The sequence below is a fragment of the Arthrobacter sp. Y3223164 genome (assembly GCF_059091005.1).
Genome location: NZ_JBNHGF010000074.1, coordinates 1 through 10,111 on the forward strand (window position 1 = coordinate 1; position 10,111 = coordinate 10,111).

At 67.8% G+C, this 10,111-nt stretch carries 10 protein-coding genes and 1 pseudogene; 9 read left to right on the forward strand and 2 right to left on the reverse strand.

Features of this window, described 5'->3' with window-relative positions; all coding sequences use genetic code 11:
* Positions 1 to 136: 136 nt before the first annotated feature.
* Positions 137 to 748 (reverse strand): class I SAM-dependent methyltransferase, encoded by a 612-nt coding sequence (locus AC5RUJ_RS06130; RefSeq protein WP_494014165.1) that lies wholly within the window; start codon positions 746 to 748, stop codon positions 137 to 139.
* Between the two features lie 432 nt (positions 749 to 1,180).
* Here AC5RUJ_RS06130 and hflX point away from each other — a divergent pair, with 432 nt between their 5' ends.
* On the forward strand, positions 1,181 to 2,722 hold the full coding sequence (hflX, locus tag AC5RUJ_RS06135) for a GTPase HflX (RefSeq protein ID WP_494014164.1): 1,542 nt from the start codon (positions 1,181 to 1,183) through the stop codon (positions 2,720 to 2,722).
* Entirely contained in the window at positions 2,715 to 4,754 is a 2,040-nt protein-coding gene (locus AC5RUJ_RS06140) for an ATP-dependent DNA helicase (protein WP_494014163.1), read from the forward strand. Before hflX ends, AC5RUJ_RS06140 begins: the two co-directional genes overlap by 8 nt.
* Before the next feature lie 111 nt (positions 4,755 to 4,865).
* Here AC5RUJ_RS06140 and lexA read toward each other — a convergent pair whose 3' ends face one another.
* Complete coding sequence (lexA, locus tag AC5RUJ_RS06145; protein ID WP_493977762.1) at positions 4,866 to 5,615, reverse strand: transcriptional repressor LexA; 750 nt, start codon at positions 5,613 to 5,615, stop codon at positions 4,866 to 4,868.
* Positions 5,616 to 5,911: 296 nt separating this feature from the next.
* On the opposite strand from lexA, the gene AC5RUJ_RS06150 reads away from it, so the two are divergent.
* From AC5RUJ_RS06150 to AC5RUJ_RS06180, 7 genes and pseudogenes are all read left to right on the forward strand, one after another.
* The gene (locus AC5RUJ_RS06150; protein ID WP_494014162.1) at positions 5,912 to 6,265 is read left to right on the forward strand and encodes a LysM peptidoglycan-binding domain-containing protein; all 354 of its coding nucleotides are present in this window, start codon (positions 5,912 to 5,914) and stop codon (positions 6,263 to 6,265) included.
* A 72-nt stretch (positions 6,266 to 6,337) separates the two neighbouring features.
* Complete coding sequence (locus AC5RUJ_RS06155; RefSeq protein WP_494014161.1) at positions 6,338 to 7,447, forward strand: histidinol-phosphate transaminase; 1,110 nt, start codon at positions 6,338 to 6,340, stop codon at positions 7,445 to 7,447.
* 54 nt (positions 7,448 to 7,501) lie between these two features.
* On the forward strand, positions 7,502 to 8,119 hold the full coding sequence (gene hisB, locus AC5RUJ_RS06160; protein ID WP_494002389.1) for an imidazoleglycerol-phosphate dehydratase HisB: 618 nt from the start codon (positions 7,502 to 7,504) through the stop codon (positions 8,117 to 8,119).
* A complete protein-coding gene (gene hisH, locus AC5RUJ_RS06165) occupies positions 8,116 to 8,757 on the forward strand; it encodes an imidazole glycerol phosphate synthase subunit HisH (protein WP_494002388.1) in 642 nt (213 codons plus the stop codon). Before hisB ends, hisH begins: the two co-directional genes overlap by 4 nt.
* Before the next feature lie 2 nt (positions 8,758 to 8,759).
* Complete coding sequence (locus AC5RUJ_RS06170; RefSeq protein WP_494002387.1) at positions 8,760 to 8,921, forward strand: hypothetical protein; 162 nt, start codon at positions 8,760 to 8,762, stop codon at positions 8,919 to 8,921.
* 48 nt (positions 8,922 to 8,969) lie between these two features.
* Positions 8,970 to 9,710: a bifunctional 1-(5-phosphoribosyl)-5-((5-phosphoribosylamino)methylideneamino)imidazole-4-carboxamide isomerase/phosphoribosylanthranilate isomerase PriA gene (priA, locus tag AC5RUJ_RS06175; protein WP_494014160.1), complete on the forward strand. Its 741-nt coding sequence runs from the start codon at positions 8,970 to 8,972 to the stop codon at positions 9,708 to 9,710.
* Positions 9,711 to 9,719: 9 nt separating this feature from the next.
* A pseudogene (locus AC5RUJ_RS06180) lies at positions 9,720 to 10,013 on the forward strand (SseB family protein); the annotation flags it as partial.
* Between the last annotated feature and the right edge of the window lie 98 nt (positions 10,014 to 10,111).

Here is a 10,111-nt window from a genome sequence, read left to right on the forward strand (position 1 = left end):
GACGACTGGCAGGTCGGCGTGCCGGGCGGCGTTGTCCGGGTCCGGTTCATCCCTGCGGCCGACGGGCGGGAACATGTGGAGCTGAGCGGCCCCGCCGTGCTCGTGTCCCGAGGCGTGGTGGCCTGACCGAAGCGGCTCAGCCGGCCCGCCGTATGCAGAGCACCCGGAACGTCTTTGCGGTGCTTTCCCGGCTGACCGCGAAATCCGACGGCAGTTCGGCCGCGAGCCAGCGTTGCAGCGAGTCCGATCCCAGGTTCTTCTGGACGACCAGCCAGGCGGTGCCCCCGGGTGCGAGGCGGGGCAGCCACATCAGCAACAGTGCGTGAAGCTCGCTCTTGCCGATCCGAATCGGAGGATTGGACCAGATGGTGTGGAACTGCAGGGCCGGGTCAACGTCTTCCGGGCGGCAGGCACGGACGTTGGCCAGCCCCAGCGACGCGGCGTTGTCGTTGGTCAGGGCGATGCTGCGTTCATTGACATCCACGGCCAGCACCGTGGCATCGGGGGACTTCAGCCCCATGGTGAGCGCGAGCGGTCCCCACCCGCAGCCGACGTCGAGCAGGTTGCCTTCCGGAGCAGGCGGAGGGACCTCGTCCAAAAGCACCGCCGTGCCCTTGTCGAGGCCGTCCGGACTGAAGATGCCTCCAGCTGTTTGCAGCTGCCGCATGCGGCCATCCAGCTCGACGGCGAGGGTGCGGCGAACCTCGGGATTGCCTGGTTGCGCGCTGAAGTAGTGCTCTGTTCCCATAATCGGCCAGATTAGTGCGCCGACCGCGGAATCGGTATCTAGGCCCACCTAAGCAACGTCCGCTCTGATACCGTGGGAGGCATGAAAAACCTGTGATTGCGCCGTAACCTGCTGTCCCCGCTCGTAGCCGGACAGCGCGTGCCGATGGTTGAGGCCTTGACCTCCCCGGCCGCCGGGCAATCACCGTTCCCGAAGGCTCACTCGAGTCCCTTCTGATCCGGTGCCGCAGCCGCCGCAAGGGCTGCGGCGGTCCCCGGCACCCGCTGCTTGCCCTGCCGCCCGGCCGGGCGGCAGCCCCGCCTTTCCCGCCCGGCAGCGCCCGGGCCCATGCCAGGAGGACTTTTGGCGAATCATCCACAAACTGCATCTTCGGGCTCTGCCGGCCGCATCCCGGAGGACTACGATAAGACCACGGACATTTCGAAGGAGAGCATGACCACCAACAACCCCCAGCCGACACCGGAACCGGAAATGACGCCTGACGAGATCCAGGCGGTCATCGACCGAATCCTGGCCCGCGACACCGCGGCGCGAGGCAAACAGGGCGTCGGCGGCAGAGCCCAGGCACTCTCCGAACTTGATGCCGAGCATTCCGAATTCGACGGCGACCAGCAGGACCTCGCGGAACGCCGCGCCCTGCGGCGCGTAGCCGGCCTGTCCACCGAGCTTGAGGACGTCACCGAGGTTGAGTACCGGCAGCTGCGCCTGGAGCGCGTTGTCCTCGCCGGTCTCTGGACCGAAGGCACGGCCGACGACGCCGACAATTCCTTGCGGGAGCTGGCAGCGCTGGCCGAGACAGCCGGCTCCGAGGTGCTGGACGGTATTGTCCAGCGCCGGTTGAAGCCGGATCCGGGGACTTTCCTGGGCTCCGGCAAGGCCCAGGAACTGCGCGACATTGTGATGTCCACCGGCGCCGACACTGTCATTGTCGACGGCGAGCTGTCGCCGTCGCAGCGCCGCGGTTTGGAAGACATCGTGAAGGTCAAGGTCATTGACCGCACCGCGCTCATCCTGGACATTTTCGCGCAGCATGCCAAGAGCCGCGAAGGCAAGGCCCAGGTAGAGCTGGCCCAGCTTGAGTATCTGCTGCCCAGGCTCCGAGGCTGGGGCGAGTCCATGTCCCGGCAGGCCGGCGGCCGGGTGGGGGCGGCCGGCGGCGGCATTGGTTCCCGCGGGCCCGGTGAGACGAAGATCGAGCTGGACCGCCGGCGCATCCGTACCCGGATGGCGAAGCTGCGCCGGGAGATCACCGCCATGAAGCCCGCACGGGAAACCAAGCGCGCCAACCGCCGCCGCAATGCCGTGCCGTCGGTGGCAATCGCCGGCTACACCAATGCCGGCAAGTCGTCGCTGCTCAACCGCCTGACCGATGCGGGTGTGCTGGTCGAGAACGCGCTCTTCGCCACCTTGGATCCGACCGTCCGCCGGGCGGAAACACCGGACGGTATCGGTTACACGCTCGCCGACACGGTAGGGTTCGTCCGGTCGTTGCCGACGCAGCTGGTGGAAGCCTTCCGCTCCACCCTGGAGGAGGTTGCCGACGCCGACGTCATCCTGCACGTCGTCGACGTCTCGCATCCCGACCCGGAGGGCCAGATCGCCGCGGTGCGCGAGGTGCTGACCGAAATCGAAGCACGGCACATTCCGGAAATCGTCGTCTTGAACAAGGCCGATGCCGCCGATCCGTTCGTGGTCGAGCGACTGCGCCAGCGTGAACCGCGGCACGTCGTGGTTTCGGCGCGGACCGGGCAGGGCATCGATGAGCTGCTTCGGCTCGTCAGCGAGACAATCCCGCGGCCCAGTGTGAAGCTGCAGCTGCTGGTGCCCTACGACCGCGGCGAAGTGATTAGCCGCCTGCACAATGAAGACGCCGAGATCCTCTCCATGGAGCATGGCGGGGACGGCACGCGGCTCGACGTGATGGTGCGCGAGGGCCTGGCATCGGAGCTGGAACAGTTCCTCCGGCATGACTGACCTCCAGGTTCCCGCCGGTGAGGCGCTGCGGCTGCTTGACGTCGCCGTACAGGAGATGGGCGGGCAGCACCGTGCCGGCCAGCACGAGATGGCGGCGAAAGTAGCCGAGGCCTTCGAGCGCCGGCAACACCTGCTGGTGCAGGCGGGCACAGGCACCGGCAAGTCGCTGGCCTACTTAGTGCCGCTCATGGTCCAGGCGCTGGAGGGGGAGAAGCCGGCGATCGTCTCCACGGCAACGTTGGCGCTGCAATCGCAGATCGTCAAGCGGGACCTGCCCCGGCTGTTGGAGGCCGTCGCCGACGAGCTGCCCAGGCCGCTGGACGTCGCTTTGCTCAAGGGCAGGAACAATTACCTCTGCCTGCACAAGCTCGCGGGCGGCTTTCCGGACGAGGACGCGCCGGCGGCGCTGTTCAGCCTCGGCGAGGACGCGGTGCCGCATCCTTCTCCGGCCGGCGCAGCGTCGGCTTCCGGCGCCTCGGGCGCGCTGGGCAAGGAAGTCGTGCGCCTGCGCGAGTGGGCGCACGAGACCGAAACCGGGGATCGGGATGAACTGGTGCCCGGTGTCAGCGATCGGGCCTGGCGGCAGGTCTCCGTCGGCTCCATGGAGTGCCTGGGCGCCCAGAAGTGTCCCCTGGCCGCCGAGTGCTTCAGCGAACTGGCACGGGGCCGCGCGGCGGAGGCAGACATCGTGATCACGAACCATGCCATGCTGGCCATCAACGCCTTCGAGGGCGTCGCGGTACTCCCGGACTATGACGTGGTGGTCATCGACGAGGCCCATGAGCTGCAGGACCGCGTCACCAGCGCCGTCGCGGGGCAACTCTCCGCCGCCATGGTGCGTACCGCCGCCTCGACGGCACGCAAACACACGGGGATCAGCGTGGAGCCTTTGAACTCCGCCGCCGATGCGCTGGAGGACGTCCTGCAGTCGGTGCCCACCGGCCTGCTGGCGGCCGGCCTACGCGAGGAGCATGAGCTGGTTCTCGCGCAGGTACGGGAAGCGGCCCGCGCGGCGCTCTCCGACTCGAAGCCCGAGGGTGCGGGGGCAGCGGACGGCGGACGGCAGATGGCGCGCTCACGGCTCGCGGCCGTGCTGGAACTGGCCGAACGGCTGCTGTCCGCTCCGGACTCCCGGGAGGTCATCTGGGCGACCCGTCCCAGCACCTATGGCGAGGCCGGCGACTACGCCGCCAATGACGACCAGCCGGCAACGTTGAACATAGCGCCGCTCTCGGTGGCGTCCCGGCTGCGTGAGGGCTTGTTCGACGACCATACCGTTGTGCTGACATCGGCGACGTTGTCGGTCGGGGGGACCTTCGATGCCGTCGCCGGGTCGCTCGGACTGCTCGGAGCCGGCGCGCCCGCCTATTCCAGCGTGGACGTGGGCAGCCCCTTCGATTACCCCAGGCAGGGCGTGCTCTACGTGGCGTCGCATCTGCCGAAGCCGGGCCGGGGCACCAGCCCGGAACAGCTCGATGAACTCGAGGAGCTGCTGCTGGCCTCGCGCGGCGGCGCCCTGGGCCTGTTCTCCTCGCGGCGTGCGGCAGAAGAAGCCGCGGCCGAGTTGCGCGGGCGCACCGACCTGACCATCCTGTGCCAGGGCGAATCGTCGATGGGCGCGCTGGTCCGCCAATTCGCCGAAGAGCCCGACACCTGCCTGTTCGGCACCATGACGCTCTGGCAGGGCGTCGACGTTCCCGGTTCCGCGTGCCGGCTCGTGGTCATCGACCGGATTCCGTTCCCCCGGCCGGATGACCCGCTCACGACTGCCCGAACCCGGTCCGTGGCGCAGTCCGGGGGAAACGGTTTCATGACGGTCTCGGCGACCCATGCGGCCGTGCGGCTGGCCCAGGGAGCCGGCAGGCTGATCCGCGCGTCAAACGACCGTGGAGTGGTGGCCGTGTTGGACTCCCGGCTGGCGACGGCGCGCTACGGGAGTTTCCTCCGCAGCGCCCTGCCGCCCTTCTGGAGTACCAAGGACGGCGCCACGGCCCGCCAGGTCTTGGAAAGGCTGGCTACGGCCTCAGCCTGAACGGGTTGGGGGCACGCCCGTTCCGGAGCGAGCGGGGCCCTGCGCGGGGACCGCCCGTGCGGGCAGGGGATCCCGGGGTGGCTGCAGCGCGGACCGGGGAGACCGGGCGCGTCAGAGGGCCCGCATCACCGAGACAACCTTGCCCATGATGGTTGCGTGGTCGCCAAGAATCGGTTCGTACTGGGTATTCTGCGGCAACAGCCAGGTGTGGCCGTCGCGCTGCCGGAAGGTCTTGACCGTTGCTTCGTCGTCGAGCAGTGCCGCCACGATGTCGCCGTTCTCGGCCGTGTGCTGCTGGCGGACCACGACCCAGTCGCCGTCACAGATGGCCGCATCGATCATGGAATCGCCCGAGACCCTGAGCATGAACAACTCGCCGTGTCCCACCAGTTGCCGCGGCAGGGGCATGACGTCCTCGACCGCCTGGTCCGCCAGGATCGGCCCGCCCGCTGCGATCCTTCCCACCAGCGGCACCATCGCCGTGTCGGATGACGTGGTCAGCTCGGATACGGCGACGCCGCTGGAGCTGCGCAGCTGTTGCGGTTCATCAACTCCGACGATTTCCACACCCCCGTGCTCGAGTGTCAGCGGGGTCAGGATTTCCATGGCACGGGGACGCTTGGGGTCGCGCCTGATGTAGCCCATCTTCTCCAGTTGGGCCAACTGGTGCGTGACGCTGGACAGGCTTGCCAGACCGACCGTGTCACCGATCTCGCGCATGGACGGAGGGTATCCGTGGGACATGACGGAGCGCTGGATGGTTTCCAGGATCTTCTTCTGCCTCGGCGTCAGGCTGCGCCCCACTTTGACGGGCCGGCCGCGTCGCTTCGCTCCGGCAGTGGTGGTGGTCTCTTCCGACATGTCCGGCCCCGGTCTCCCCGTAGTGGTCCCTGCGCCGGCGCCGTAGCGGAACCGCACATGGACTGTTGTCTCAACTGTTTTGTCGGTGGCGGCTGATGCACTGCTCTTACTGCCGCCCGACGCTTACAACGCTAGGCGAGGCGGTAGCGAATTTCAAACATTTGTTCGACTGAGTCTCGACAATGTTCGATCACCAGTGCTAAAACTGTAGAAGACGTATTCGAAGATACGTTCGAATACCGTTGCAAGACGATCGAAACCAGCCGAAATAGATCGAATATCGGAAAGGTGGCACCATGTCCGCCCAGCTCGCACCGCAGCCCGCCGGCCTTCGTACCAGCACAGGCCTGCGGCTGACCCGCCGCGGCCGTTTGTTGCTGATCGGCCTGCCGCTGATGCTCGCCGCGGCCGCAGCCCTGACCCTGATCGGTTTCTTCACTGCTCCGGCAATGGCCGCCGCCGGGGGGCTGGGGCCGGGGCCGGCGGCGACCGTCACGGTCGGCAGCGGCCAGTCACTGTGGGACATAGCAGTGCAGTCCGCGCCGGACCGCAACCCCCACGATGTCATTTTCGAGATCGCGCAATTGAACGGCCTGCAGGGGGACATCGTCCACGCCGGGCAGCAGCTGCTGGTCCCGTCCGCGCGCTGAGGCAGCCGTAATATGAGCTGCTTCGGCCCGCCCGATTCCTGCCCCGGGCGGGCCGAAGCTTAAACTGGATCGGTGAGTGAGCAGTTAGAACGCCTGAACCGCCTGCCGTTGCGGGAAAATCTCCGGGGCCTGGAGCCCTATGGTGCGCCCCAGCTGGAGGTTCCCGTCCTCCTGAACGTCAACGAAAACACCCATGGCCTGCCCGATGCTGTCCGTCAGGCCATCGTCTCGGCCGTCAGCGAGGCTGCCGCGGGTCTGAACCGGTATCCGGATCGCGAGTTCACGAAGCTGAGGACGGCGCTGGCCCGCTACTTGGGGCACGGCCTCACCGCAGAGAACATTTGGGCCGCCAACGGATCGAACGAGGTCCTGCAGCAAATCCTCCAGGCCTTCGGCGGCCCCGGCCGCACCCTGCTGAGCTTCCCGCCCACCTATTCCATGTACCCGCTGCTGGCCAGCGGGACGGACACGGATTATGTGGCCGTTCCGCGGGGGGCAGACTTCACGCTGTCCCCGGACGCTGCCGCCGCCGCTGTGGCCGGCTCCGCGGCAAACGTGGTCGTTCTTTGCTCCCCGAACAACCCGACGGGCACCGCCCTGGGCCTTGAGGTCGTGGAGGCGGCGTATGAAGCGGGGGAAGCCTCCAAGGCCATCGTGATCGTGGACGAGGCCTACGCCGAGTTCGCCCACGCCGGAACGCCGAGCGCGCTGACACTGTTGCCGGGGCGGGAGCGGCTCATCGTTTCCCGCACCATGAGCAAGGCCTTCGCGCTGGCAGGCGCCAGGGTCGGGTACCTCGCCGCCGCACCGCAGATTACCGATGCGCTGCGACTGGTCCGCCTGCCCTACCACCTCTCCGCCGTTACGCAGGCAACGGCCCTGGCCGCGTTGGACCATGCCGATGCGCTGCTGGCCAACGTCGAAGACATCAAGGCGCAACGGGACCGCATTGTCGACGGGCTGGCCGAGCTGGGACTCGACCCGGCGCCGTCCGACTCAAACTTCGTGTTTTTCGGCGGGCTGGAGGACCCCCGCTCGGTGTGGCAGGGACTGCTGGAAGCCGGCGTGCTGATCCGCGACGTCGGGATCCCGGGCCATCTGCGGGTAACCGCCGGCACTGAGGCCGAGACCACAGCCTTCCTCAACGGCATCAAGGCCCTCGTGGCGAGCCCCGTCTCCTAAACTAGTAAGAGCGAACCGGCTCGTGCCGGTCGACCAATTCGTCAAAGGACTCCCATGACCGTGGAAACCACCACCGGACGTACCGCACGCCTCGAACGCATCACCAGCGAGTCGTCCGTGCTGGTTGAACTGGACCTCGACGGCACCGGCCGTTCCGAGATCAGCACCACCGTGCCGTTCTACGACCACATGCTCACCGCCCTGGCGAAGCACTCGCTCGTCGACCTGACCGTGAAGGCCAGCGGGGACACGCACATCGACGCGCACCACACCGTCGAAGATGTCGCCATCACCATCGGCGACGCCCTGAAGGAAGCGCTGGGCAACAAAGCCGGGATCCGCCGTTTCGGCGAAGCCACGGTGCCCCTGGACGAGGCGCTGGCCCACGCCGTCGTGGACATCTCCGGCCGGCCCTACCTGGTGCACACGGGAGAACCGGCAGGCCAGGAGTACCACTTGATCGGCGGACACTTCACCGGATCGCTGACCCGCCACGTGTTCGAATCGATCACACTGCACGCCCAGATCTGCCTGCACATGCGCGTGCTGGGCGGCAGGGACCCCCACCACATCGTCGAGGCCCAGTTCAAGGCCTTCGCCCGGGCACTCCGCGCCGCCGTCGAAGCCGATCCACGTGTCGAGGGCATTCCCTCGACGAAGGGAGCCCTGTGACGGCTGCGCCCAAGGTCACCGTACTGGACTACGGTTCCGGGAACGTCCGCTCGGCAGTCCGCGCGCTGGAGCACGTGGGTGCCGACGTCACGCTGAGCCATGCCTCCGACGACGTCCTCGACGCAGACGGCCTGCTGGTTCCCGGCGTCGGCGCCTTCGCCACGGTCATGCAGGGGCTCAAGTCCGTGGACGCGCTTCGCTGGATCGGGCGCCGGGTGGCCGGCGGCCGGCCCGTGCTGGGAATCTGCGTTGGCCTGCAGGTCATGTTCGAAGAAGGCGTGGAACATGGCGTCCGCACGCAGGGCGTCGGGGAATGGCCGGGAACCGTGGAAGCGCTGCCGGCGGAGGTCGTGCCCCACATGGGGTGGAACACCGTGGACGCCGCAGAGGGCAGCCGGCTGTTTGCCGGGATCGAAGACGAGCGCTTCTACTTTGTGCACTCCTACGGTGTGCAGCACTGGAACTTCGACGTCACCCAACCCGCGATGACGCCGCCGCTGGTGACCTGGTCCACGCACGGCGCCCCGTTCATAGCGGCCGTTGAAAACGGTCCGCTGAGTGCTACCCAGTTCCATCCGGAAAAGTCCGGAGACGCCGGCGCGGAGCTGCTGCGCAACTGGTTGAAGACGCTGAGGTAGCCATGGGCAGCATCCTCCTGATGGGCCTGGCCGGGCTGCTGGCCGGCGGCGCCATCTCGTTCCGGCAGCAGCGGCTGCCCAAGTGGTTGGTGATCGTCTTCTGGATCCTGGCCGGCCTGTCGCTGCTGGCTGCCTACTTGCTCACCCTCGGACCGGCCGAGTAACCACACCCATCCCGCGCCCGCTGACGGCGCGCAGAAAGCGGAAGAACCATGACGAACCAAACCTCCATCCTTGAACTTTTGCCCGCGGTCGACGTTGCCGACGGCCAGGCCGTCCGGCTGGTCCAAGGCGAAGCCGGCAGCGAGACCGGCTACGGGGATCCGCTGGAGGCTGCGCTGGCGTGGCAGAACGACGGGGCGGAATGGGTGCACTTGGTGGACCTCGATGCGGCGTTCGGCCGGGGCAACAATACGGAAGTGCTGCGCCGCGTCGCCGACGAGCTGAAAATCAAGGTGGAGCTGTCCGGCGGCATCCGCGACGACGCGTCATTGGAGCGCGCGCTTGAATTCGGGGCCGCGCGTGTCAACCTGGGCACCGCCGCGCTGGAAAACCCGGAATGGACAGCACGCGCCATTGCCCGGCACGGTGACGCCATCGCCGTCGGCCTCGATGTCCGCGGCACCACGCTCGCGGCCCGCGGCTGGACGCAGGATGGCGGCGACCTCTGGGAGGTGCTGGCCCGCCTCGAAGACGCCGGCTGCTCGAGGTACGTGGTCACCGATGTGACCAAGGACGGGACGCTGCGCGGACCCAACGTGGATCTGCTCCGGCAGATGTGCGAGCGGACCGACAAGCCGGTGGTTGCCTCGGGCGGAATCTCCAGCCTGGATGACCTGCGGACGCTGCGCGGCCTGGTTCCGGCCGGAGTCGAGGGAGCGATTGTGGGCAAGGCACTGTACGCGGGCAAGTTCACGCTGCCCGAAGCCCTCGATGTTGCGGGACGGCGCTGAGGGACCAGCATGGGCAAGAAGCAACTGCCCGCCCATATCGCCGCCGCGCTGGCGGGAGCCGGCGGGGCGGGGGACTCGGCCGGCCAAAGCTGGGCCGGACGGGACCTGAGCGGTGAAGGAAACCCGCTCCACCAGTTCGACCACGATGACGGCAGCGCGGATCCCGGCTACGAGGCGGCGCTGCAATGGCTTGCCGCCGGGACCGGCGGCGAAGCGGAAGTAGTGGCTGCCCTGGCGAACGCCCGCGTTTTCGTGCCCATCGTGGCGACGCTGGGAGAAGAGGCCGAGGGCAGCCACGGCCTGAGGCAAGGGTTATATCGTCAACCGGCTCGACGAGCGTGAGATCGAGAACGTCTTCAAGGTGCGCTATGCCCTGGAATCACTCGCGGTCCGGGACGCCA

Coding starts and splice junctions, on each gene's coding strand:
- AC5RUJ_RS06130 (WP_494014165.1), bottom strand. CDS start 748: ATGGGAACAGAGCACTACTTCAGCGCGCAACCAGGCAATCCCGAGGTT.
- hflX (WP_494014164.1), top strand. CDS start 1,181: ATGACCACCAACAACCCCCAGCCGACACCGGAACCGGAAATGACGCCT.
- AC5RUJ_RS06140 (WP_494014163.1), top strand. CDS start 2,715: ATGACTGACCTCCAGGTTCCCGCCGGTGAGGCGCTGCGGCTGCTTGAC.
- lexA (WP_493977762.1), bottom strand. CDS start 5,615: ATGTCGGAAGAGACCACCACCACTGCCGGAGCGAAGCGACGCGGCCGG.
- AC5RUJ_RS06150 (WP_494014162.1), top strand. CDS start 5,912: ATGTCCGCCCAGCTCGCACCGCAGCCCGCCGGCCTTCGTACCAGCACA.
- hisB (WP_494002389.1), top strand. CDS start 7,502: ATGACCGTGGAAACCACCACCGGACGTACCGCACGCCTCGAACGCATC.
- AC5RUJ_RS06170 (WP_494002387.1), top strand. CDS start 8,760: ATGGGCAGCATCCTCCTGATGGGCCTGGCCGGGCTGCTGGCCGGCGGC.
- priA (WP_494014160.1), top strand. CDS start 8,970: ATGACGAACCAAACCTCCATCCTTGAACTTTTGCCCGCGGTCGACGTT.